Consider the following 23,627-nt stretch of genomic DNA (forward strand, 5'->3'; position numbering starts at 1 on the left):
TGAGCAATGCGCAATGCTGTGGAAATGATACTTGCTTTAAGGCTACAGATGTAACGTCCTGCCTTTACGTGTGCCGTCAGCACTTATGGCTCTAATATTTATTGACCCGTTTACTTTTACCTCAGAGGTGTAAGGTATCCATTTCGCAGCGTCTTGGTTGGGCGCTTGAGCTTTATCAATATCACTTTGTTTTAAGACTTGCTGATATTCAATGGCGATACCAGGGAAGGGAACGATAACCTTTAAATGACCGTCTTCAATTTTAGCTCCAACGGTAGGGATGCGATAAAATACGTCATATTTTGCTAGTTTCGCTAACTCTTTATTGCCAACGGTAGTAGCGAATCGCTGCCAGTCCAGCTCTCTTGCTTGCTGTGCTTGTTGGGTAAAGTAGCCTGTGTTTTTATCGTAGACCTTACCTGAGTAGTCGTATTTAAGTTCCCATTCTGCTTTATGCCAAGCACGCTCAGCTAAGGCGAGTAGACGTGGAAAAAGCATAAACTCGGCTTGTTGATCGCTTCTTATCATCTCACTCCATAAATGTCCCTGCATACCTTTGTAGCGTACGCCTGGTGCAAGTGGAGTGTTGCTGTCATCAGTGCGGTAGGGGTGATTGGTGCTATCAAACCAAAACTCGGCGTGAGCCGGTAGATTATCTGGCATAAACTCAAACACTTTACGGGTGCTAATGTTTCTTGCTGCCCAATGGTTTCCAGGTTCTTCTGGGTGTGCTTGATATGGGAAGTCAAAATAGGTGGCTTCAGGTGTTGATATGACAGTATCCCAGCGATAATTAGCCTGTTTATGGGTAGGGATATGGCCTTTTTCGAACAGCAATGACCATGAGTTGGTTTGTACTTGAGCTGGCATATTCTGTGGGCGAGTTTCCCCCATACCATCGTTCCAACCCGCTACTTTTATACTCTTGCCTAACAACATGGCTGATATACGTTCAATGAAGTAGCCATTGAGGGTGTGTAGCCCCGCAATTTGGTCTGCTTTTTGGCTTCTTAATATGTCACAAGCTGGCGAGTCTATCCAAGCACCTGCTGTTTCATCGGCGCCAATATGATAGGTATTTAGTGGTGTTCCTGCTTGTTGATGAATGGCTTGAACTTCACTAATCACCTTGTCGATAAAGTCATACGTTGACTCTAAACAAACGTTCAGCGTGTTATCCGAGTAATGTTGAATCGAGCTATATTGAGTTTTGTCCTCAGGTTCGACTAAGCGATATTGGTTGGCTTTATCACTTTCCCCTTTCGATAAGTAGTGTTGATATCTGGCTTCCATGGCGTGGATTGCTGCGCGGCTATGACCGGGCATGTCCAGTGAAGGAATGACTTGTATATGCCTCGCTTTGGCAAAAGCTAGAATCTCTTGGTAGTCCTTTACACTGTAGTAGCCATCACTTTGGCTCACTCCGCTAATATCACTGCCAAGCTGTGGCATTAGGCATTTATCGGGAGCATTAAAACATCGCTTTGATCCTACGTTAGTGAGCTCTGGTAGCCCAGGGACTTCGATGCGCCAACCTTCGTCATCGGCAAGGTGAAGATGCAGTTTGTTGAGCTTATATGCCGCCATCTGGTCAATAGTTTTTAAGAGAAATGCTTTAGATAAAAAGTTTCGTGCGACATCAATATGCAAACCTCTAAAGGCATATCGAGGTTGATCATTGATCGCTAGTGAAGGGATGGTCTGGTCATCAATGGAGACTAAACCGGCGAGGGAGATAAGCCCGTAAAAGGCGCCAGTATCTGTTTTGGCATTGATGGTGATGCCGCGCTGTTGGCTGATAAAGCGGTAACCTTCATTATCCATAGCGACGTTATTATCGACGTTAATCGTTACCGGTAAACCTTGGGAGTTTAGGTGAAAACCAAATAAATTGAGTCTGGCAATGGCGGGAATGAGTGATTCTACCGATATCCCCTGCAAGTTCAATGCTAAACCATTATCAAGCTTGATTTTGACATCAGAAAGCACCTTGGTCGATGTGGGTTGTGGTACTAAGCTGCTGCTGACATCTATGTTATCAGGCACCTTGGCGGTGTTTGCATAAAGGTATGCAGCATCAGCCCAGCGGGTGTTATCGGTAGGGGTTAATTTAAATTGAGACTGTTTGTTGGTAAAAGGCAGCAAGTAATTTTGAGTTTCAAGCCCTGTTTCCGGATCGATACCAGTACGGGTGCTGTCGATGATTTTGGCGCTTAGCCCATCTGCATGAACAAAGTAGTTGGGCATAAACTCTGAGCGCGTAATCTGAGTTCCATAGCTATAAAATTCAATGCTAATAGGGTGGTTTGCTTTAAAGCCAGTAAACTTATCTGTAGGAGTGATGCGGTGCAAATCGCCATTGATATGATGGATAGTAAACTCGTCAGAATAGTCGACCTGTACTGGGGTTAACTGGCTAAAGTAGATCCCCCAACCTTCAATGTCAGGGTTGAAGTCTTGAGGATATAGCAGATGAATTTTAGATAAATAGCACTGTTCAAGTTCGTTAGGGCAGTTTTGTGGGTTTGAGTCGATAAATTCATGTTGCACCTGTAGCCCATGGGCCAGTTTGTTGATTGTTATCTGGCTGGTGGCCATTGCTGAATGGCTCGAAAGACTAAAGAGTGCGAGTAAACTAATCAGTATTTTATTATTATGCATAGTGTTACCTAACAGATTCTAAATGCAGTTGTGCAGCACCTAATAGGGCACTGTTACTTTGAGTTGATTGAACGATTACCAGATTATCGACTACTTTTTGGTAGGGAAACGTGGATAATCCTTGCCTGACACCTTCGATAAATAGATCAAAAGAGTGCGCGACTGAGCCACCGATAACAATGACTTGAGGGTCGATTATCAGTAATAGATAAGAGATGGCCTGTGCTAAATGCAGACCAAATTGTTCGAAGGCGTCAATGGCTTCTTTATTGCCTGATCTAGCTTGCTTGGCAAGTGTGGCACCATTGACGCCATACTCAATGTCGAAGAATCGCCCAGAGCAATAGTCATCAATAGAGGAGTTGAGGTATTGCACTTCACCCACTTCACCTGCGCTGCAGTTACGCCCTTGGTAGAGTTGGTTTTGAATGACAAAACCAGCACCCACTCCAGTACCTAAACATAAGCCGACAATAGCATCATAGCCTTTGCCTGCACCAAAAATGTGTTCACCTACGGTAAAACAGTTAACGTCGTTATTAACATAAACTTTGAGTTTGAAATGGGCTTCAAGCCTGTCTTTTAAAGCAAACTCTTGCCATGAAGGAATATTCACTGCGTTATAAACCACCCCTAGCTGAGTATCAACAATACAAGGCACCCCTATGGCGATGCCTACAGTGCTTGGTAGTAAAAAAGCGTCAATGCAGTGAATAATAAAACGCTCAATATCATCAGAGCTGGAAGTTGCGTAAAACTCGTATGCATGCGATTGTTCGATTACACCGTTAACGTAACGGCCTGCATTGATTTTAGTGCCACCAATATCGAGAGTGACAATGGAAGGAAAACTCATATTAAACCTAGACGTTACTCTGCTTTTAATGACAGATTAATTAAGATGGTTACTTGTTTTTATTAAGCGTGTGTACGCTACAAGTTACTTGTTTTGACCGTGTCTTTATTGCTGTTTTTAAATAGATTAATTGTCTTATTATGAATAAGTGGCTTGGCCCAGAAACCGACGCCGAATATGTAAAATAGAGTAATATAAATCACGATCATGCCTAAACGGAGATTACCGGATAGGTCAGCTATTACGCCGATTATGGGGGAGGCGAGTCCGCCGCCAATAATTCCGGTACACAGAATGCCTGCCACCGAACCATGGTGCTCAGCAACTGAATTAAGCGCGAGTGAGAAGATCACTGACCACATAACAGAGAGGAAAAAGCCGACTAATGGGAATGCGACTAATGCCAGCTGCGTATGGCCAAATAGCGCCAAAGTGAGCGACACTATCGCGCTAAGCGAGAATATTTTTAATACGAGTCTGCTGTCTAGAAACTTCACTAACACGAGCCCAAGCAAACAGCCAAGGGTTAGCATCAACCAAAATTGACTCAACACGTCTACGCCTTCTGTAAGAGGGTCTAATCCGTGGTACTCTTGCAAAAAAATAGAAATAAAATTAGCTACACCTTGCTCTGTTCCAACGTAGGCCGCAATCGCAATAAAGAAGAGTAAGATTTTCTTATCTTTAAACAGCGTGATATATACTTTTATGGCACCGACCGATTCAGTGTTCTTACGGTTTACCTTAGGAAATTTAAGCATGATGATTAGCGCTAACATCACCAAAGAGATCAGGGCGAATATCCAGTACATCGACACCCAAGTCATATTGGCAGGAACGAGTGTCTGAAGTGTGCTGATCAAAAAATTGTTACTCTCAGGTTCTTCAATGGCAAGCACGACCTTGCTGTAGACTAAAGGGCTAAGGGCACCTGCAGCACCAAAAAGAAGTTGACCAGAAACCGAGTAGAAGGCGAAATGCTCCTCCCCCCCAACTACCCTTAATAGAGGGTTAATCGCAACTTGTAGCATGGCCATCCCAGTGCCAATTAAGAATAGTGAGAACATGGCCATGTAGAAACTTGGCGATATTGCGAATATAGATGAGCCTAAGGCGGCCATCATAAATGCCATAAAGAGTACGGTTTTTTCACTCAATCTATCGACCAATATTCCCGAGGGGATAGACATGACGCCATAGGCCACAAAAAATGAAAAAGGTAAAAAACCGGCTATTGCTAGGCTTAAATTAAAGTCCGCGACCAGCGAGGGAAATAGCGGGCCAAGTATATTAGTGATGAATGACACCACAAAAAATGTCAGTAAAACTAAGGCCAAAATCAGCGTGTTTTTATTCATCTTTCAGCATCCTTTGCGTGATTAATATCTAGTGTATATATAAGGTATTAGGTGTCGCTCGATTTAGTTTAATTAACGTAACTTTTATTATTTTTATATAAAATTATTTTCTGTAACGCTTATACTGCCTGTATTTAAAGTTTGTAGAGATATTAAACTATCAACTTATGATACTTTTCAACTGCTGTTGATTTTTTACATTGGCTGGCTATTTATTACTGTTATATTTTTTTATCAACATCATTCTTATGCCAAGTTCAGTATAAAGATAAAAGGTCAGTGATTTAATCACTGACCTTTTATTTTGGCTGCTTAAAAGTGAGCTTGATATATTAACTATTAAGGAGTAATTAGTTGGCTATAAATAGAGTGTCACTCACATTTGGCGTCCATGATGTTTGCGAAATGTGGTCTGCAATGATGGTATATTCAAGCCCCATATAAGTGATGACATTTCCTGATTGATAGCTGACATTCTCAGACCAAACAGAACTTGGAGTACTTTTTAACCAAAGGTTTGAACTGGCGGTTGGAGCCCAGTTATCCTGAGATGTATGAGCAGATACCGCTTTATATACTGTGTTGTTGTAGGTGACGTAATCACCCGCTTGATAGCTGTTTTCAGTTAACCATTGTGGTGCGTAGTTATCCATAGTATCGAATTTATAACCCGCTTGTTGTGCTAGTTCGATAAACTTAGCCAGTTTAGGCAGGTTCAACGTTGCCCCTTGTCCACGCTTAGCATCTTCGAATAAAAAATCATGGGTCAAAATAATCACTTTGTCTGCGTGCAGTGAATCACCACATGGGAAAGTTTGTGTTTTTGAATTTACGGGGTTTATTGAGATAGGCGCACAGGAGTTTAGTGCAGCATCTACATACGTTAAAAAGACTTCAGCTTCTGTTAGGCTGTTGGCTGGAAACGCGATCCCCCAGTTTTCAGGAGCCCAATCAAGGTCCCAGCCGTGAATAATATACTCTTTATCGGCGAGAAGGTTTGATACTACAACCCCAGCTTTTGAACTGTTTGATGGGTTCGCTGGGTCACATATATAACCAGCCTCCCAAGGTTTGAAATCGTCAGAGGTTGCACATAAACCATCGCCTTTAAGCTCGCCGCTTGAGCGCCAGCCATTAGTGTATGGCAGGCGCGCTAAACTGGCGGCTTTATAGTTAGGATAGCTTTGAATATTGGGAATATAAGATTCCAATACCGTTAGGTTTTTACTGAACATTGAAGTATCGAAAACGGGATCTTGATATGAGTTAATTTGGTGATCGCCGGTTGCATTGCACTCAGCTCCGCTTGTAGGACCAAACTCATCAACACAGTTATGTACCATATGATCATAGCTATGATTAGCGACGATATGACCACTGTTTAACGTCTGAATTAATGCTGCTAATGCAAGATCTTCATTTTCATCCGCTATACCATCTAAATGCCATGCGTTGATATAGAAAGTGGCTTTAATTCCCGCGTTATCTAAGGTTTCAATGAGTGCTGGGGTTGCATTCATCGGGCCATCATCGAAGGTTAAGTAGATAGTTTTGTTATTAGCTTGTGCATATGAAATAGAAGCAAAAGCAAACGTTAGTGCACAGGTAAGTGATGTTAATTTCAAAGTGAGATCCTTAGTGTTATTCAGAGGGAAGAAACATAAATTGCCAATTATTTTTATAATCAGTCTTATATTCGTATGAATAACTTAATCCTTGTTGGTCGTCTCTGGTTATAGGATTCACATCTTTTTCTATATTATTCTATGCAATTTTAGTTTTAATTTTAATTTTAGTTTTAGTTATCTCTTGATGATATTTACTCCTAAGTGGAGTAATAACCTATGAACTATTCATGCTGTTTAGATATGTCATGTCTAAAAATACATAGCTAATCTGTCATGATTATTACTCATCTAAGGTTATTTATTCACACTTAAAAGTAACTAAAAATTCACATTTGTTTTTATTTTCGTCTAAAAATGGATTGTTACGATAGATAAGTATCAGAACTTGATTGAAAGGTACCTAATTGCAGGGGGATATCAGTATAGATTAGTAATGTTTTTTAACATTGAATGTGATTGGAACATAGGACTAGCATGAAAATTAATAATAATTTGCAACAATTCAAACGTTCGAGCTTGGCACTTTGTGTCGCAGGAGTCCTAATGGGGGCGTCAAACCCTGTATTGGCTGAAGACTCTCAGGCGACGGATAACATTGAAGTCATTGAAGTGAAAGGTATGCGTCGCTCTTTGGAGCAATCCCTTAATACTAAGCGGTTTGCCAACTCTATTGTTGATGCTATTACCGCTGAAGATATTGGTAAGTTCCCAGATAAAAATGTCGGCGATGCGCTGCAACGTATTTCGGGTGTGACAGTTGACAGACAGTATGGCGAAGTGAGTGGTGTGACGATTCGTGGTACCGCACCTGAGCAGTCACGTATTTTGCTTAATGGTCAGTCAGTAGCGAATACTTCTTGGTACGATTTAGGTCCAGCAACACGTACTTTCAATATGGAGCTATTGGGTGCAGAACAAATCTCATCGGTAGAAGTACACAAAACACCTGAAGCGAGCATCGAAGAGGGAGCTTTGGGGGGAACAGTTAACCTACAGACACGTAAGCCTCTGGATTTAGATGCCAATACTTATATGGTATCTGCAGAGGTAGCACGCAGTTCAATGTATGAAGAAAATGATCCCGGTGGTGCATTTCTAGGAAGCTGGAAAGATGAAGATGAGCGCTTCGGTATCTTAGCGGCATATTCTCTTGAAAAATTGACCAGTGGTCGTCAAGTGTTGGAATCACTCAGTGGATATTATCCCTATTTTGCCGAGAATGAAGCGACAGGTGAAGACGCCGCAGTAGGTGCTTGGGGTATTGGCTCACAGGCATTTAAAGCTGAGCGCGAGAGAACCAGTGCTCAAGTCACCCTGCAGTTTATGCCTACTGATAACGTTGAGCTTACACTCGATTATTTTAACTTCGAATTTGATAATCCCCATGTAAACCATAACTTTTTGACCGTCAGCGCTCGTGGTTCTGAAGCGACAAATGTGGTTAATAATGCTCAAGGTGGTACTGAATCGGCAACCATTCAACCTGCTTACGCTTCGATTATTTACAACCTGGTAGTGCGTCATGCGGTAAACATGAAAGCTGATGTATTGAACCTAACGGGTAAATACACGGGCGACAGTTATACCTTGAGTGGTGTGGTGGGTCAGTCAACCTCTGAAGGCGGAACACAAGGTGGAGCCTCTTCATGGTGGATCCCAGCCACTGACGAAGGCGGCAAGATAGGTGATCCTGCTTTTCCGGATGGGCAAAGCAGTGTTGATGGTGGCTTTAGCTATGACGCGACAGGTCCTTATCAAGTTGAATTGACATCACTGGATGCGACAGATGCATCTCTGTTTAAGCATGCTCAAGAAGCTAACTATGAAACATCAGTTCAGGAACATGATATTGCTTATGCTCAGTTCGATGCTGTTTTTGAGTTAAATAACGACTATATCGACAATGTTGCCTCAGGTATCAAGTACAATTCCAGCGATTTTTCTCGTCAATCTTACAACCGTAACCCAAGTGAGATCTTAGGTTTTGTGCCTAATGGCAATCTGTCTAACTGGACAGGTGGCGTGCTGAGTGATTTACACTCTCAATCACCCGGTAACACACTTAACGCATACGCTTACTTAGATGAAAATAAGTGGTGGGATTTTATTAGCGAAAAGTATCAAAATGGTGAGCTTGAAGAGGTTGTAAACCAAGGTAATACTTTTGCTGTCGATGAGAACATGTTAGCCCTGTATGCACAGGCTGATTTTTCTGGTGACAATTATCGCGGTAACTTTGGAGTCCGTTACGTGACAACAGAGCAAAAGTCGACTGGCTTTGCAGATAGTAAAGTATTTGAAGAAAGCATAGATTACGATAACTGGTTGCCGAGCCTGAACCTTGCTTATAACTTGGCGGATGATCTTATTGTGCGTGGCGCGGCGTCACAAGTGATGGCGCGTAATAACTACAGTGATTTAAAGCCAGGTTTGAACATTGCGGCTAATATTGGCAGCGCAAGCGGGGGCAATCCAGATCTACAACCTTACAAGTCTAACCAAGCCGATTTAGGCATCGAATGGTACTTTTCGTCTTCTTCTCTGCTTTCTTCTGCTATTTTTGTCAAAGAAATTGACAACGTTGTCTTTAATACCGAAAGCGTCGAATTTGTGGAGAAATGTGGCCCAACAGAGGCGGATTGGAATGAGTGTCGTGTTACCCGTCCTCGTAATGGGGGGACAGGATCAGTACAAGGTATTGAGTTTCAACTACAGCACAGCTGGGATTCAGGATTTGGCGTCTTGAGTAACTACACTTATGTTGACAGTGAAACCACCCGCCCAGATGGTGAAAAAGAGATGGTTCCTGGTGTATCAGAGAACTCTTTCAATGGCTCCGTTTTCTTTGAAAATGATCATATCACCACGCGTATTGCCTATAACTGGCGTACTGAGTGGATTGGTGTTGGTGCTACTCAAGCAGTATTGAACGATGCTTATAGTCAATGGGATGCATCTATTACTTGGCATGCTATGGATCACCTTAACTTAACACTTGAAGGGGTTAACCTGACCAATGAGGTCATTCAGTCACAAGATACCAAATTTGATTTGACTCAAAACACCATTGAGTTCGGTTCACGCTACTATTTGAGCGCAAGCTACCAGTTCTAAGAGTTTGTCGTGCTAAAAAAGGAAAGTCTGTTTACAGACTTTCCTTTTGTTCGCTAAGGAGGATTGGATGAAAAAAATTAACCGAATCGTCATCGTGGGTGGTGGCACTTCTGGATGGATGGCGGCAGCGGCATTGAGTAGCAAGTTAAACACTGATCTATTTGAGATAACACTGATTGAATCAAGCCGTATTGGCACCATCGGGGTGGGTGAAGGTTCAACGCCATATCTGAAGCATTTTATGGATTCGCTGGGTTTTCAGGAATCAGACTGGATGGTGAGATGCGATGCCAGCTATAAAAATGGTATCTATTTCGATAATTGGAACGGAGATAACAGCCGCTATTTTCATCCTTTTTATTTTTCTCTAGACGTTAACCCCGCTGAAATATTTTTTAACTGTGCTAATGCACGCAGACGAGGAATTGGGCCACATATTAAGGGTGATAATTTCTTTGTTTCAGGACATTTAGCCCAACATCACCTCTCGCCAATTGCTGATAAAAAGCTGCCAGTTCAAACCGAGTATGGTTATCACTTTGATGCAGCAAAGCTTGCAGGAGTACTCAGCGAGTTTTCACTCTCTCAAGGGGTTAAGCATATTAGTGCCGATGTTATTAACGTTAATCAGAATGATAGCGGCGATGTTATTTCTTTAGTGTTAGGCGATGGTAGTGAAATTCAAGCGGATTATTTTATCGATGCCAGTGGCTTTAATGCACTGTTGATTGGTAAAACACTGCAAGTTCCCTTTGAGCCATTTGACACAGAGTTACTCAATGATTGCGCAGTAACAGTCAGTACTCCAAGAAACCTGAGTGAAAAGTTGGCCACGTATACTCAGTCTACAGCGCTGTCCGCAGGGTGGATGTGGAGAATTCCGCTCACTTCTCGTACCGGTAATGGTTATGTCTATAGCAGTCAATATCTCTCTAAAATAGAAGCTGAAAAAGAGTTAGCTGCAGAGCTCAATCTTGACGTTAAAACTGTTAACTTCAGGCACATCAGTATGAAGGTTGGCATGCGTCGTAAGCCTTGGAGTCAAAATGTGGTGGCTATCGGTTTATCCCATGGGTTTATTGAACCGCTTGAGGCTACAGCTTTGATGATCACCCAGTGGAGTATTGAGTATTTCATTCGGTTGTTAACGCAGGTGGATATTTCTATAGAGCAGAGACAGCTGAAGTTCAATGAAGGGGTCACGCGACTCATGCTAGGGGTTAAAGAGTACATACATGGCCACTATGTGACCAGTAAACGGTGTGATTCTGACTACTGGTGCAGGGCAACCTCGGAGCAATACCTTTCACCGCGTTTATCTGCCCTATTAGCAAGATGGAAGAGTGGTGCTGATTTCGATGAGTTTCTGCATCGTCATGAAAGGGATATGGCCTATTTTAGACCCTCTTGGTATGCCCTATTAGCTGGCATGGATTATCGAGATGACACGCTGGTTATGCCGCACCAAATGTTAGATTTAGCATTAATTGAGCAGGCCAAGAATTATAGTGAGTTTTTGGTTAAGGAATATTTTCATGAATAATTTAATCTTTGTTTTATAAGAATTAAATCTAGATATATCACAAAAAAACATATGGTAAATAGGTCTAATACCCTTTGATGATAACCCTGATAGACTCTAACGAAATTTGGCGGCAATAAATAAATGGACTTATTTACATGAAACCTATGTGCGAGAAAGTGATTCCATCGAGTAACAGCTCATGGCGTTTTGTTAAGTACGAACTGCCAAGTATCGATTTTTGCTGGCATTACCATCCTGAATATGAGATCTGCTTGACCTTAAATAGTAAAGGACTGAGATATATTGGCGATCACATTGAGGAGTATTCTGAGCAGGAGCTTGTTTGTATCGGCCCACATATGCCTCATACCTGGCACTCAGGGGCTAATGAGGATGAATCGACTCAAGTGGTATATGTGGCTCAAATCCCAAAGGTCTGGCTCGACTCTCAGGTTGCTGAGCACCCCGAGATGCAAGGATTGCAGGAGATGCTAATACGTTCTTCAAGGGGGGTTTTGTATAGTTCAGAGTCCACGGCACAAGCCCTTTGTTTGTTTCAACAGATGGAGAGTGCAGATCCCTTTAGCCGTTATATCTTGTTGATGAATTTACTCAACGTCATGATTCAAGATAATCAGTCTAAACTGCTATCTAGTCGCTTTTTTACCTATGATGATAAAACAGACTCGGGGATAGATAAATTAGATAGGGTTATCGAGTTTATCTATGACAATTTTGACCAGGCACTCTATGCAGATGAGTTGGCAGCCATTGCTCATATGAGTACCAATCACTTTCACCGCTTTTTTAAGAAACGCACCGAACGTACTTTGACTGAATTTATTAACCAGTTAAGAATAGGCAAAGCCTGTAAGTTATTAATAAACTCCAATCATCCTATTTCGGTGATTAGTGATCGATGTGGCTTTAATAATATTTCCAATTTCAATCGCCACTTTCTCTCAATTAAAGGTTGCACGCCTAGTCTATTCAAAAAAAGCCTCAGACTAAAACATGCACAATAGTACCATTATGGTCATTGGGTTAGTTGGGGCTGGGGAAACTTTTTAAAAAGGCACTTTATCATTCAATTCCCTCCCCACTCTGCTCGACAGGTACGCTATTCCAATCAGTGATAAGAATAAAAAATAAAAATGGCTACCTGAGGTAGCCATTTTTATTGGGTAAAACTAACTGGAAGACACTAAATCATCGCAGTTTAATCTGAGTTACTTTGCATCAAAAGTAAATGACTGACCCGCTAATGCGGCTTCGTACATCAAACCACCTTTTGCTGCGGTGAAGATGGCCATATCATTGATGTACACCGCGTTTGCTGCATGGTTACTGCCAGCTTGTCCGGCGCCTGCTGAGTTGCCAGTGGTGCCTACTTGAGCACTGGCACCGACGTTAATCGCCACAGCCGAGGCTTGGGCGCTAAACTCAAAACTGCCGCTGGTGAAGTCATTATAAGCTTTGGCATTTTTGAAGAAGATAATTTCGCTATAGGCTTGACCACCTAACTGAAAACCAATCGATATTTGGGTTAAGCTTGAGTCGCCTGTGTGTGCGCCACTTTTGTACACACGGCCTTTACCATATGCAGCACCAATGCCAATGCCCCCTTTACCCACTGTTGGGAATAGCGCATAGCCATATGCGGTATTAAAAAATGCCTGGGTTTCAGATGCTTTTTTGAAATTAGTAATCGCATCGGTATAACTAGATTCATCAGCATAACTAGCAGGGCTTAATAACAAAGATAAGCTAACAATAGTTGCACTGAACAGGGTGAGTAAACGTGTCATAAATACCTCAATATGGTGCATTAGTTTAGTGATAATATAAGTAAGCTAACATATTAAGCATACTCAATACCGTTAAAGATTAATGTTAATTAAGCTAGCCTACTCTTATTCTATACAATTAACTGTTTTATTGTTTATCCAGCACATAATATTCAAACCACTTCTTGTCCCACTCCATTTTGGCTTTACGGTGTTTATAAAGGTTGAGTCCGTGTCCTTCACCAGGATAAACAATTAACTCTACCGGAACATTTAAGTAATGCTTTAAGCTGCGGTAAAGCCCTTGAGCATGACCAACAGGAACACGTTGATCATTCTCGCCAATATGAATAAGTGTTGGGGTGGTAATTTTATTCGCATAGGTTAAAGATGAGGCTTTATCATACGCTTCTGGCTGTTCCCAAGGCAGTCCTTGCATAAAGTTAATCACATGCCCTGGCGTGTCTTCTAGCATCCATTGCAAACGTTGGTCGAACACGCCAGCGCCAGAACTTGCCGCTTTAAAGCGATTGCTGGTGCTGATTAATGCATTGGTGAGGTAGCCCCCGTTACTCCAGCCCATTACCGCCATTTTGTCGCCATCAACAATGCCATCAGCAATTAACGTGTCGACTCCAGCCATAATATCCGCCACCTCGATTTGGTGCTCTTTACCGACAAGATCAGTTAAAAACTTATCGCCATAGCCAATAGAACCACGATAATTCGGCGATAACAATGCCCAGCCGGTAGCTGGAAATGTTGCTCGCCCATACGAGCGGTGTTGCAGTGAGTAAGGCGTTGCTGCGGTAGGGCCACCATGAATTTGTACCACTAAAGGTAACTTACCTTGGGATTTTTTATAGCCGTATGGCAGTTCTAATATGCCTTCCACGGTCGCACCATCGGGTGCTTTCCAGGTCACCACAGATATTTGTGGTAACTGCCAGCTATCGACTTGCGGATTAATGTTAGTTAAGCGTTTAAATTGACTGCGCTTATAGTCGGCATCAGCAATAAATAAGTCATGGAAATGAGTCAGACTATTGTGACTAAAAACCACTTGTTTGCCTGATGCGCCAAAACTGTAACTGCCTACCACGGTATCACCGGCTAGCACGCTACGTGTATCACCCACTTTACCTTTGTTGATTTGGCTGCAGAATAATTGTGTACGTGCAGCTTGCGCGCCGAGATAACATAATTCATTACTTTTAGGACGCCATTGAATATTGCCACCTTCAAAGGTGGTTTTACCGATTGGCTTAAGCTCTATTGTGGGGATATTTGCATTGGTATTAGTCACAAATAACTTACCCGGATAGCCATCAAAATCGATTCTAAAAGCCAGTTGCTGGTTATCTTGATGCCAATCTAAACCCAATAACCACCCATAAGCTGAAGGAGCTTGTTGGCGCCATTGTGTATCATCGATGACTTTATTGCTGGTGGTTTTAACATCAAAAATTTCAATATTTGACCAGCCTTCATAAAAAACTAATTCATTATCGCTGGTGGTGATACGGGCTATTTTACTGCCGCTGTCATTAACATTAAATTGCCAAACTACTTTGTCATCATCTAGCAAGGTTTTTTGTTTAAAGTTAGTAAGATCAAGCACCTTCAATGGGTTGGTATCGCGTTTACCATGGGCATACTTAGGCACTGAATAATTGGCACGCATGTCGGCCCATTGGTCAGTATCTGTCGATTCTTTATTGGCTAAAAAATAAAGTAATTTACTGTCAGCACTTAATTGGAATGCATTAACGCCCAAGGCTTCTTTGGTCATAGGTTGAATGACTAGGTTAGCTAGTGTGATGCGAAAAACCTGGTTTTTACCGTTATATGGGGCTTTAGCATCATCTTTTTTATCGGCAGAGATAAAATAAATAAACTCTCCATCATGGCTCCAAACCAGGCTTGATTCATTGTCATGGGTAAAGGTTAGGCGCTGGCTTTTCTTATCTTGGGTGTTAATTAGCCAGAGATCTGCTTGGGCTTTATCTAAGGCTTCATCCCAACGGCTTTCCAGCCACACGGCTTGCTTGGCATTAGGGCTAATGGCTACATCTTGCATTTGACCTATATCGAAAAAGTCATCAATAGTTATGGCGTGAGTGCGGGGAGTGGCCGTGGGTGCAGCTTGAACATCAATAGCCAAAGAGCTTGAAAGCAGTATTGCCATCATGCTGATGTAAGAATAAATGCGCATGGTATTCCTTTAAGTTGTCGAGTCTTTGTGTTTATCGGCATCATCGTCAGCGATGACATCTTGCAGATAGCTCAGTTCATCTGCATCTAAAATTTGTTGGCTATTAAGTGAATTACTTGAGCGGGGGATCGTGCGACCACTTAAATAAGCCGCGCGAGTAACTTGGTGTAGACCATAGAAAGCCAGAATATACACAGTTACTAATAAACTTAAGCGGGTTATGGCTTGGGGGAAAATAGAAACCATACCGTCTGAGTAGAAGGGGAAATAGACAATCGTAAATCGCACTAACCAATTTATTAGCATGCCAATCGCTAAAATGGTAATCCAACGCAACCGCATACTGCTTAGTAATGGTTCGTTGTTGATCTTTGCTTGCATTAGCAGTTGGTAAATTAGCGTAAAGTAAAAGACAGCTTGTATTAAAATCAAACTAGGCAGAATAAGCGCAAGTGCATTGATATGACTCAACTCAGCAAGCGAGTTTATTGTATTATTACTGGCTTGTAGATTAATGCCTATACCAAAAAATATTGCCGAACAGATCAAAATTGCCGCTAACATCGCAGCCATAAAGTGCTTGAAAAAATTAGCCTGATAATTGTTGCCATGCAAACTTTGCTTGCTGTAAATATACAGTAAAGGCATTAGTAAAAAGTAAACGGGGTAACATAAGGAGAGTAATAAGTGGATGGGAATAGGGCTAAATTCTTGAGTGAGCAATCCGGTGAGAAAATAGAACCCCACTAACCCCACAATGCCAGCAAGTGACTTATTCTCTGTTGCTTGACCTTGATAACTATAACGAATAAATAACGCCACCCCTAAGCAATGTATACCGCCTAGTAAAGATAGCCACCAATAGGCTTGGATAAAAAAAGTTTGATAGTCTGTCATTATCACTCTCAGTGTTGAAAGTGAATGTTACCTCAAAACATCCTACAGGGGTAATAAACCTCAGCTGGTTAGCCCAATTTTCGTTGGTGACGATTGCTAACACCTTCTGGTGGTTTACCCGGTGCAGGCTTACGTTCAGCGAGTAAATGTTTTATTGCCATTATTGGGTGTGGCAACATCATTCTGGGGCCTGCAAACATCATTATTTCACGTGCTTTTTGTTTCATATGAGGCTTGTAGCAATGCACCGGACATTTATTGCAAGTGGGCTTATCTTGACCATATGGGCAGCGGTCAAGGCGGGTTTCGGCATACGCTAAAAAGTCACTACAAGATTGGCAAACTCCGCAGTCAGGTTTCATTGGATGATGTGCTTTACAGTAAATATCGACCATCGCTGTCATGGTGCGAAACTCATACAGTAACTTAGCAGAAAGTAACTCAGAAACGGCCATTGCTATACCTTAGTGTTTTACTCAACTAATGACAGTGTAGGGCGCTCAATAAAGTGACACAAGTCTATCAGTACAGGTCGTGACGGATGACAAATAAATGAAAAAATTGCTCAGTTAATCACAAAAAATGCGTTGTTAAGCACAAACTCAACGCTTTGTTACAGTTAAATAACTTATATACTTGATTTGTAGGTAGTGATTAGATTATTAATAGCATTGTGTGCTCAAAAAAACAGCGTTGTTTTTCGATAGGCATTAGCCATATTGTAGCGAGCACAACAAATCACACGCGGTTAAACGCGTTTAAACAGGGTGATATAGAATGAAAGTGATCATAGTCATTATTCTTGTTGCGATTGGGGTGTATTTATTTAATCGTGCCAAGGCAACAGCGCAGCAAGAAACATCTGAGAATGAATCATCAAAGCCGTTGAACCGTACTGAAGCTGAAATTAGTGCGCTTGATGAAGCCGAAAGCGTTGAAGTTGAAATAGTCGAACCTAAAGCAGTTGACCCTGCTGTTGTGGCTGTGGTTGATTTGCTGCCAGAGCCAGAGCCAGAGCCAGAGCCAGAGCCAGAGCCAGAGCCAGAGCCAGAGCCAGAGCCAGAGCCAGTCAAAGGGCTTTTATTGCCTAAAACCGGTGCTTGGGCAAGTGACACGTTTAAACAACTAGTCGACCAAGCCAATCATGCTGAGGGTGAACAGGGTAAATTTGACGCAATAACCAATGTCATAAACCATAGTTATAAAATGCGTAAACAGGCCGATTATTGTCAATATGGTGCTAAGTTGCAACAGGGCTATTTGGGGTTATTTGATAAATTATATCAGCAAGATAAGTCACAATTTTCCGATGGAAAAGCCACTGGTCATTTACATCTAGCAACATTGCTTAATGACGTTGGTCGGTTTGACCAAGCCATTTCAATTTGCCAGCATGCACTGACTCATCAACTATCAGATGGCACAATTACAGGGTTTGAGGGGCGACTTGCACGCATCGAAAAAGCGAAACTAAAAGCTTAGCTGTAATTACAGCCGCAATAAAATGTTGCGGTTTAATGTTACGGTTTTAATGCTGCTGTTAGTTAGCTTGGTCTTTTGTGGCCCGCCGGCGAAAGGTAAACAGACTCTGACAATTTCGAGTATCATGTTACTCACTGAAGTAAACAGCGGACATCAGTCCGCTTTTTTTATGCATTGTAATTGTCATTGTGGATTCGGTCATTGTACTGATGAATCGCTGCCATAAGGTGACTCTAGGGATTTTATATGACCGCCAATCTACTGAATAAATTCATCATGTTAACGCTTATGCTTAGCCTGTTTTTACTGAGTGCTTGTATCCGAACCCCTGAGTGGACGTTATTTTATTTTGCTGATGCAGCCGACAAAACCGATTTCACCATAAAGCATGATGTCATTAAAGGTTATTACGACACACTTGAACAGTGCCAAGCAAAAGGTTCAGGTCTACTGCGGATTCAAGGGATAGAGATGACAGAAAATGTTGATTTTATTTGCAGCCAACAGTGTCAAACGTTAGATGATAATCAGCTAGATTGTCAGCAATCTGTTAGCAATAAAGACTTTTTGAAGCAATTGTAATAATAGAAATGGCTGTTTAAAAGAAATTGTAATAAGGATTTCATCATGCGCTTTAAGCAGGACTTTTTTGAACAATTAGCAGGCTTTTATAGCCAAGTTTATCCGCAAGCTATCTCTAACCCTCATTGGTTAGGGTGGAGTGATGAAGCCGCGGCATTAATTGGCTTAGATAAACCCAATGATCAATTATTGATGCAGCTTTCGGCTAATCATGCTGCAGAAGGCGCCACTTATTATGCGCAAGTGTATAGTGGCCATCAATTTGGAGGTTACACCTCGCAACTCGGTGACGGTCGGTCAATTATTTTAGGTGAGGCTATTGGTCCTGATTATGCCTGGGACGTGGCATTAAAAGGCGGCGGACCAACACCGTATTCACGCATGGGTGATGGGCGTGCGGTAATGCGCTCAGCGGTGCGAGAGTTTCTTGTGTCAGAATCTTTAGCGGCATTGAATGTGCCGACATCACGTGCTTTAGCTGTTATTGGCTCAGACTTGCCTGTATGGCGCGAAGGTCAAGAAACCGCTGCCATCACTGTGCGACTGGCTAAAACCCATATTCGTTTTGGTCATTTTGAATATTTCAGTTATACCAGGAAAGGCGATAACAGCAAGCTGACACAGTTGGTGGACTTTACCATTAAACAGCATTTTCCTCATTTATCGACCGATAATGCTGGTTATGTACAGTGGTTTACTGAGGTGGTAGCCGCTACCGCTAAAATGGTTGCCCATTGGCAAAGTGTTGGTTTTGCTCATGGGGTGCTAAACACTGACAATATGTCGATTTTAGGTGACAGTTTTGATTTTGGGCCTTTTTCATTTTTAGACACTTTCAAAGAAGATTTTGTCTGTAATCATTCTGACCATGAAGGTCGCTATGCATTTGGTCAACAACCTGGTGTGTGTTTTTGGAATTTACAACGACTTGCCCAGGCGTTAACACCGCTTATTGCCTCAGATGATTTAGTGCAGGCATTGAATCAATATCAACCCCATTTAGTCGACCATTATTTATTACTGATGAGCAATAAATTAGGCTTACCCGTGTTTGAGTTAGCTTCGGATCAGTCACATGACACCGCGAAAACTCAGCAGCAACAAGATTTAAAGTTAGTGGATCAGTTCACCGCTTTACTTGAAGCAAATCAATTAGATTACACCAACAGTTTACGTCGCTTTGGTGAGTTAGACTTAACTAGTCAACATATAAGTTTACGTGATGATATGGTTGATTTAGCAAAGTTTGATCAATGGTTTGAAGCTTACCAGCAGCGTGTTGGTAAAGTGGATGATATGGTCAATTGGCAGCAAGCTAGAAACGCCGCCAATCCAAAGTATATTTTGCGTAACTACCTAGCCCAAGAAGCCATTATTGCCATTGAAGAAAATGGCGATAACAGTAAGCTAGTGCAATTACATCAGTTATTGCGTCAGCCCTTTGCGGAGCAACCAGAAATGGCAAGCTTTGCTAAGCGTCCCCCTGACTGGGGACAGGGTTTAATTATGTCGTGTAGTAGTTAATTGAGACCTGAAATGAACATAGAATCAGCCACGTTAGACCGCGAAAATTTAACTTTATTGATCAGTGCCAGTGTCGACTTTGAGCAATTCGGCGACTTTGCCGAGCGATTGGCTGCCGCATTAGATTGTCAGGTACGCGAGCGTCAATGGGGCGCGGATCGACATCAATGGTTGCTTGATTTTGAAGGCTGCCAGCTTTGCTTACATTACGAATTTTACGGCGACATTTGCTGGCTAAGCATTGAGCGTCAAGATGAGTTTGACGTGCTAGTGTATTTGCACAGCTTGTTGAAACCCTATATCCAGTCTTAACGACAAGAGAGCATGTTTTTGTTGATCAACTTTTATCTCGACTCGACAAATCAGCAACCTCACTCAGCGTGATCGAAAACCAACTATAAGTGAATGATATGAGCGAACAAGCTACAGAATTTCATTACCAAGCGTTAACACCAGATTTAATTCTTGATGCCATAGAAAGCATTGGTATTTATCCTGAAACAGGCTTACTTGCATTAAACAGCTATGAAAATCGGGTCTACCAGTTCCGTTGTGATGACGCCAAGCGCTATGTGGTGAAGTTTTATCGGCCTAATCGTTGGACCGATGAACAGATCCAAGAAGAGCATGACTACTCACTCGAACTGGCTGAAAACGAAGTGCCAGTGGCTGCGCCGCTGATTATAAATGGTCAGTCACTGCATCATTATAAAGGCTTTCGGATGGCGTTATTTGACTCCATTGGCGGACGATCATTTGAGGTTGATAACCTTGAACAGTTAGAGGCGGTAGGGCGTTTTATTGGCCGTATTCATCAATATGCCACTAAGCAGCCATTTGTGCAGCGTGAAGTGTTAAATCCGCAAGTTTTAGGGGTTGAACCGTTAAATTATCTGCGTGAAAGTGGCATGGTAGCTCCTTCAATGGCTAACGCATTTTTTACTGTAGTAGAGCAGGTGCTCGCTAAAGCAACGGCAATTTGGCAGCGTCAGTCATTTAGTCATATGCGTTTACACGGTGACTTACATCCAGGTAATATTTTATGGACACCCAATGGCCGGGTTTTGTGGATTTAGATGACGCAAAACAAGGTCCAGCAGTGCAAGATATTTGGATGATGTTAACCGGTGACCGTCAACAGCAAATATTGCAGCTTGATATTTTGCTGGAGGGATACCAAGAGTTTGCAGATTTTGACTCACGCCAGTTAAGCTTAATTGAGCCTTTGCGGGCGCTGAGAATGATCCATTACAATGCTTGGCTTGCTAAACGTTGGAAAGATCCGGCATTTCCAATGAACTTTCCATGGTTTGGGGATCTCAAATACTGGGAACAACAAACTTTAGCGTTTAAAGAGCAATTGGCTGCATTAGATGAAGCCCCATTGAGCTTATTTTAAACATACTGGCAAAGTGAAGGTTAAATAAACTTCATTTTTACTGGTTGGTGTAAATTGTTACAAATACAATCGAGCTAAGATTATGGGTTTATTCAATGCTAAAGGTAAGATGCTTGCATTGATTGATGGTTAACCCAATACATTACCCATACATGCGTTACGCAAAAGGAACTAAAATGAAAAAAGCATTATTAATGGCTGCGGCATTACTGTTTACTCCATTGGCTGCAACTGCAGCAGATTACCAAGAAGGTGTGCATTACACTGTGATTAATGAAGGTCCAGGTTCTGCTAAACCAGAAATTACTGAGTTTTTCTCATTTTTCTGTGGCCATTGTTATAACTTCTCTCAAACGGTTATTCCAAAAATTAACAAGACGTTACCTGAAGGGGTTGCATTCAATCAGTCTCATGTTGAATTTATTGGCCGTGAAATGGGTGTAGAAATGTCGCGTGCTTTTGCTATAGCACACCAATTAAAAGTAGAAGACAAAGTAGAACCTGCTTTATTTGCTGCTATTCACGACAAGAAGCAAAGCTTCACCAGCTTAAATGATATTCGTTTATTATTTATTGCCAATGGTGTTGAAGGTAAAGATTTTGATGCCGCAGCTAATTCATTTATGGTTAATGCGCAAATGTCTAAAATGAAACGCGATGCGACAAATGCCAAAATATCTGGCGTACCGTCATTAGTTGTTAACGGTAAATACCGTGTTGAGACGGGTTCAATCAAATCTTACGATGAGTTGTTAGATATCGCTTATTACTTAGCGCAAATGAATAAAAAATAGTTATTCATTATCCTAAAATAGAAAAGGAGCTTAGGCTCCTTTTTTGTTGGCTCAATAATTTGTCTGCATAATTGGGGGAAGTATAAAGCCTATATAAACAGGCAAAAAAAAACCGTACGCTTTAAAAGCTGTACGGTGCAGAGCTAAATAGCTCTATATACCCTGAGTAACGTGGCAGATAATATCAGCGCGTCAAAACATTGGCAAGTGACATTTTTTTGTCGGTTGTTTTTTGTGATGTGAATACCGTTTCATCAAAAAAAGTTGTTAGGATGCAACTTTGCACATTTATGCTGGTCGAATAACATGCATGTCGGATCAATAAGTAATCGACAAGCATGTTAAGTCATCCATAGGATTATTGATTTTGGAAGATGTTTATTGAATACAGTAATAGAGAGTTGAAACATCAATAATGGCAGTATCAGATTAGAAAACTATTGATGGGATTCAGTCCGCTTTCACTTAATTTAAGCATCCCTTAAGGGTGCTTCATTTATACTGACGATGATTCAAAGTATTCACTTCAATAAGCAATGAATGATATGCAATGAGTCAGGATTAATCACTATTAAGTAACGGCTAAGAGTGATTAATAATACATAGAAAATAATAAGGAGGAGATATGAGAATGTTCCCTGTTTATGCCCCTAAACTTATCGTTAAACACGCAAGAATATTTTTTAATGGCGTGATTTGGGTCAAAGACCTAGGTCGTTTAGAATTTAGTTATGGAAGGTTTTTATTGCCAAAAAAAAGCCTGCCACAGGTGAGGCAGGCTATTTTAGAATTAAATGCGCTAATTGAATCACAACATGATCAACCCGCGTAGAATTTAATATTTGACTAAATTTCGCTATTCAATAAACCAACAAGACCGTTGACCTTATCACTCCATGAGTTTAGGTCTTGCTCTAATTGTTGGTTTTTTGCTGTTAGCGTGACATTCTTTTGCTTCTCTTCTTCAAGCTCCATTTTTAGTAGCTCAATGTTTTCAAGAGTTGCCTGGATTTTGGTTTCCAGTTGGGACAATAATTCAAGGCTCATGGGGAGTCCTAATGGTTTCTGGATGTAAACCTCATTCTAGCAGTGACAGCCCCCTGTGGAACAGTCTTAATCGCTAAGTGAGTAAAAAATAAACTAAATTTAATACTATTTTTACGTTTAAGCCTATCTTAGCCCAAACCTGCTCATGTCATTCGATAAATTCAACATCGCTAGGCCCATTGTCGCTAGTAAAAAAGCCAATGTTCATGATACTTTTTGTGTTCAATTAAATCATGATGGCGACAACAGCAAGATGATCAACCGAATCGATATCAATCAACGTATGAGCAGTATTGTTATTCACAATAAAACCGTTTATTTATGTGGCCAGGTCGCAACTGATAAATTTGCTGATATCACCACCCAAACCCACACTATGTTAGCTGAGGTTGATGCGTTACTTATTCAAGCTGGTAGTCAACGTGATCATATTCTATCAGCCACAATCTACCTTAAAGATATGCAAGATTATGATGCCATGAATCATGTTTGGGACAATTGGCTGCCTCAAGGGCATGCCCCAGCTAGAGCCTGCGTTCAGGCCGCTATAGCAGAGCCAGAATATCTAGTTGAAGTGTCAGTTATTGCTGCTGTGATAGCGTAAGCTCTGGGTTGTTTTTTAGCTGTAAAAAGCTTATTTGAAAAAAAATACTGATGCTTGTTACGTTGAATTGACGTAATCTTCGCAACAAAAGAGACCGTAAACTTGACTTTATTTACCGCTCTCAATAGTCTTCAAGCTCAGTTTTTAAGGTGGT

Annotated in this window: 19 protein-coding genes and 1 pseudogene; 11 read left to right on the top strand and 9 right to left on the bottom strand. The window is 41.6% G+C overall.

The genetic code is table 11. From position 1 onward, the window contains the following. Window positions 1-42: 42 nt before the first annotated feature. The 4 genes from L0B17_RS03860 to L0B17_RS03875 form a co-directional block, all read right to left on the bottom strand. Window positions 43-2,661, bottom strand: coding sequence for a family 20 glycosylhydrolase (locus L0B17_RS03860; RefSeq protein ID WP_235087716.1), 2,619 nt, complete (start codon window positions 2,659-2,661; stop codon window positions 43-45). Window positions 2,662-2,665: 4 nt separating this feature from the next. Next, entirely contained in the window at window positions 2,666-3,517 is an 852-nt protein-coding gene (locus L0B17_RS03865; protein WP_235087717.1) for an ROK family protein, read from the bottom strand. A gap of 77 nt (window positions 3,518-3,594) precedes the next feature. Beyond that, a complete protein-coding gene (locus tag L0B17_RS03870) occupies window positions 3,595-4,875 on the bottom strand; it encodes an MFS transporter (protein ID WP_235087719.1) in 1,281 nt (426 codons plus the stop codon). A 350-nt stretch (window positions 4,876-5,225) separates the two neighbouring features. Continuing rightward, window positions 5,226-6,500 carry a carbohydrate-binding protein gene (locus L0B17_RS03875; protein WP_272491884.1) on the bottom strand — a complete coding sequence of 425 codons (1,275 nt, stop codon included), beginning with the start codon at window positions 6,498-6,500 and terminating at the stop codon, window positions 5,226-5,228. 546 nt (window positions 6,501-7,046) lie between these two features. Here L0B17_RS03875 and L0B17_RS03880 point away from each other — a divergent pair. From L0B17_RS03880 to L0B17_RS03890, 3 genes are all read left to right on the top strand, one after another. Further along, entirely contained in the window at window positions 7,047-9,617 is a 2,571-nt protein-coding gene (locus L0B17_RS03880; RefSeq protein WP_235087721.1) for a TonB-dependent receptor, read from the top strand. Between the two features lie 67 nt (window positions 9,618-9,684). Further along, window positions 9,685-11,160 (top strand): tryptophan halogenase family protein, encoded by a 1,476-nt coding sequence (locus L0B17_RS03885; RefSeq protein WP_235087722.1) that lies wholly within the window; start codon window positions 9,685-9,687, stop codon window positions 11,158-11,160. 137 nt (window positions 11,161-11,297) lie between these two features. Further along, window positions 11,298-12,167 carry an AraC family transcriptional regulator gene (locus tag L0B17_RS03890; RefSeq protein ID WP_235087724.1) on the top strand — a complete coding sequence of 290 codons (870 nt, stop codon included), beginning with the start codon at window positions 11,298-11,300 and terminating at the stop codon, window positions 12,165-12,167. 204 nt (window positions 12,168-12,371) lie between these two features. On the opposite strand, the gene L0B17_RS03895 is transcribed toward L0B17_RS03890, so the two are convergent. From L0B17_RS03895 to L0B17_RS03910, 4 genes are all read right to left on the bottom strand, one after another. Continuing rightward, complete coding sequence (locus L0B17_RS03895) at window positions 12,372-12,950, bottom strand: lipid-binding SYLF domain-containing protein (protein WP_235087725.1); 579 nt, start codon at window positions 12,948-12,950, stop codon at window positions 12,372-12,374. Between the two features lie 127 nt (window positions 12,951-13,077). Next, complete coding sequence (locus tag L0B17_RS03900; RefSeq protein ID WP_443019934.1) at window positions 13,078-15,117, bottom strand: S9 family peptidase; 2,040 nt, start codon at window positions 15,115-15,117, stop codon at window positions 13,078-13,080. A 36-nt stretch (window positions 15,118-15,153) separates the two neighbouring features. Further along, window positions 15,154-16,041 (bottom strand): hypothetical protein, encoded by an 888-nt coding sequence (locus L0B17_RS03905; RefSeq protein ID WP_235087729.1) that lies wholly within the window; start codon window positions 16,039-16,041, stop codon window positions 15,154-15,156. Window positions 16,042-16,109: 68 nt separating this feature from the next. Beyond that, window positions 16,110-16,496 carry a nitrous oxide-stimulated promoter family protein gene (locus tag L0B17_RS03910; RefSeq protein WP_235087730.1) on the bottom strand — a complete coding sequence of 129 codons (387 nt, stop codon included), beginning with the start codon at window positions 16,494-16,496 and terminating at the stop codon, window positions 16,110-16,112. Window positions 16,497-16,818: 322 nt separating this feature from the next. Between L0B17_RS03910 and L0B17_RS03915 the strand changes: the two genes are divergently transcribed. The 7 genes and pseudogenes from L0B17_RS03915 (at window position 16,819) to L0B17_RS03945 (ending at window position 22,654) form a co-directional block, all read left to right on the top strand. After that, window positions 16,819-17,523 (top strand): hypothetical protein, encoded by a 705-nt coding sequence (locus tag L0B17_RS03915; protein ID WP_235087732.1) that lies wholly within the window; start codon window positions 16,819-16,821, stop codon window positions 17,521-17,523. Window positions 17,524-17,769: 246 nt separating this feature from the next. Next, window positions 17,770-18,105 carry a hypothetical protein gene (locus tag L0B17_RS03920; RefSeq protein ID WP_235087734.1) on the top strand — a complete coding sequence of 112 codons (336 nt, stop codon included), beginning with the start codon at window positions 17,770-17,772 and terminating at the stop codon, window positions 18,103-18,105. Between the two features lie 45 nt (window positions 18,106-18,150). Then, complete coding sequence (locus L0B17_RS03925; protein WP_235087735.1) at window positions 18,151-19,629, top strand: protein adenylyltransferase SelO; 1,479 nt, start codon at window positions 18,151-18,153, stop codon at window positions 19,627-19,629. A 12-nt stretch (window positions 19,630-19,641) separates the two neighbouring features. Next, window positions 19,642-19,941 carry a DUF3630 family protein gene (locus L0B17_RS03930; protein WP_235087737.1) on the top strand — a complete coding sequence of 100 codons (300 nt, stop codon included), beginning with the start codon at window positions 19,642-19,644 and terminating at the stop codon, window positions 19,939-19,941. A 98-nt stretch (window positions 19,942-20,039) separates the two neighbouring features. After that, a pseudogene (locus tag L0B17_RS03935) lies at window positions 20,040-21,028 on the top strand (serine/threonine protein kinase). Window positions 21,029-21,204: 176 nt separating this feature from the next. Beyond that, window positions 21,205-21,822: a thiol:disulfide interchange protein DsbA/DsbL gene (locus L0B17_RS03940; protein WP_235087739.1), complete on the top strand. Its 618-nt coding sequence runs from the start codon at window positions 21,205-21,207 to the stop codon at window positions 21,820-21,822. A gap of 625 nt (window positions 21,823-22,447) precedes the next feature. Beyond that, window positions 22,448-22,654, top strand: a complete 207-nt coding sequence (locus tag L0B17_RS03945) for a DUF1107 domain-containing protein (RefSeq protein WP_235087741.1) — start codon at window positions 22,448-22,450, stop codon at window positions 22,652-22,654. 14 nt (window positions 22,655-22,668) lie between these two features. Here L0B17_RS03945 and L0B17_RS03950 read toward each other — a convergent pair whose 3' ends face one another. Next, complete coding sequence (locus L0B17_RS03950; RefSeq protein ID WP_235087742.1) at window positions 22,669-22,869, bottom strand: cell division protein ZapB; 201 nt, start codon at window positions 22,867-22,869, stop codon at window positions 22,669-22,671. A 253-nt stretch (window positions 22,870-23,122) separates the two neighbouring features. Between L0B17_RS03950 and L0B17_RS03955 the strand changes: the two genes are divergently transcribed. Then, the gene (locus L0B17_RS03955; RefSeq protein ID WP_235089541.1) at window positions 23,123-23,473 is read left to right on the top strand and encodes a RidA family protein; all 351 of its coding nucleotides are present in this window, start codon (window positions 23,123-23,125) and stop codon (window positions 23,471-23,473) included. Window positions 23,474-23,627 lie beyond the last annotated feature (154 nt).

The sequence above is a fragment of the Shewanella sp. OMA3-2 genome, assembly GCF_021513195.1.
Lineage (GTDB): Bacteria > Pseudomonadota > Gammaproteobacteria > Enterobacterales > Shewanellaceae > Shewanella.

What these genes read in the sequence shown, in the direction of transcription:
- L0B17_RS03895 (WP_235087725.1), bottom strand. Translation starts at nt 12,950, where the DNA reads ATGACACGTTTACTCACCCTGTTCAGTGCAACTATTGTTAGCTTATCT.
- L0B17_RS03920 (WP_235087734.1), top strand. Translation starts at nt 17,770, where the DNA reads ATGACCGCCAATCTACTGAATAAATTCATCATGTTAACGCTTATGCTT.
- L0B17_RS03905 (WP_235087729.1), bottom strand. Translation starts at nt 16,041, where the DNA reads ATGACAGACTATCAAACTTTTTTTATCCAAGCCTATTGGTGGCTATCT.
- L0B17_RS03880 (WP_235087721.1), top strand. Translation starts at nt 7,047, where the DNA reads ATGGGGGCGTCAAACCCTGTATTGGCTGAAGACTCTCAGGCGACGGAT.
- L0B17_RS03890 (WP_235087724.1), top strand. Translation starts at nt 11,298, where the DNA reads ATGAAACCTATGTGCGAGAAAGTGATTCCATCGAGTAACAGCTCATGG.
- L0B17_RS03910 (WP_235087730.1), bottom strand. Translation starts at nt 16,496, where the DNA reads ATGGCCGTTTCTGAGTTACTTTCTGCTAAGTTACTGTATGAGTTTCGC.
- L0B17_RS03955 (WP_235089541.1), top strand. Translation starts at nt 23,123, where the DNA reads ATGATCAACCGAATCGATATCAATCAACGTATGAGCAGTATTGTTATT.
- L0B17_RS03865 (WP_235087717.1), bottom strand. Translation starts at nt 3,517, where the DNA reads ATGAGTTTTCCTTCCATTGTCACTCTCGATATTGGTGGCACTAAAATC.
- L0B17_RS03870 (WP_235087719.1), bottom strand. Translation starts at nt 4,875, where the DNA reads ATGAATAAAAACACGCTGATTTTGGCCTTAGTTTTACTGACATTTTTT.
- L0B17_RS03950 (WP_235087742.1), bottom strand. Translation starts at nt 22,869, where the DNA reads ATGAGCCTTGAATTATTGTCCCAACTGGAAACCAAAATCCAGGCAACT.
- L0B17_RS03885 (WP_235087722.1), top strand. Translation starts at nt 9,685, where the DNA reads ATGAAAAAAATTAACCGAATCGTCATCGTGGGTGGTGGCACTTCTGGA.
- L0B17_RS03925 (WP_235087735.1), top strand. Translation starts at nt 18,151, where the DNA reads ATGCGCTTTAAGCAGGACTTTTTTGAACAATTAGCAGGCTTTTATAGC.
- L0B17_RS03940 (WP_235087739.1), top strand. Translation starts at nt 21,205, where the DNA reads ATGAAAAAAGCATTATTAATGGCTGCGGCATTACTGTTTACTCCATTG.
- L0B17_RS03945 (WP_235087741.1), top strand. Translation starts at nt 22,448, where the DNA reads ATGAGAATGTTCCCTGTTTATGCCCCTAAACTTATCGTTAAACACGCA.
- L0B17_RS03860 (WP_235087716.1), bottom strand. Translation starts at nt 2,661, where the DNA reads ATGCATAATAATAAAATACTGATTAGTTTACTCGCACTCTTTAGTCTT.
- L0B17_RS03900 (WP_443019934.1), bottom strand. Translation starts at nt 15,117, where the DNA reads ATGGCAATACTGCTTTCAAGCTCTTTGGCTATTGATGTTCAAGCTGCA.
- L0B17_RS03930 (WP_235087737.1), top strand. Translation starts at nt 19,642, where the DNA reads ATGAACATAGAATCAGCCACGTTAGACCGCGAAAATTTAACTTTATTG.
- L0B17_RS03915 (WP_235087732.1), top strand. Translation starts at nt 16,819, where the DNA reads ATGAAAGTGATCATAGTCATTATTCTTGTTGCGATTGGGGTGTATTTA.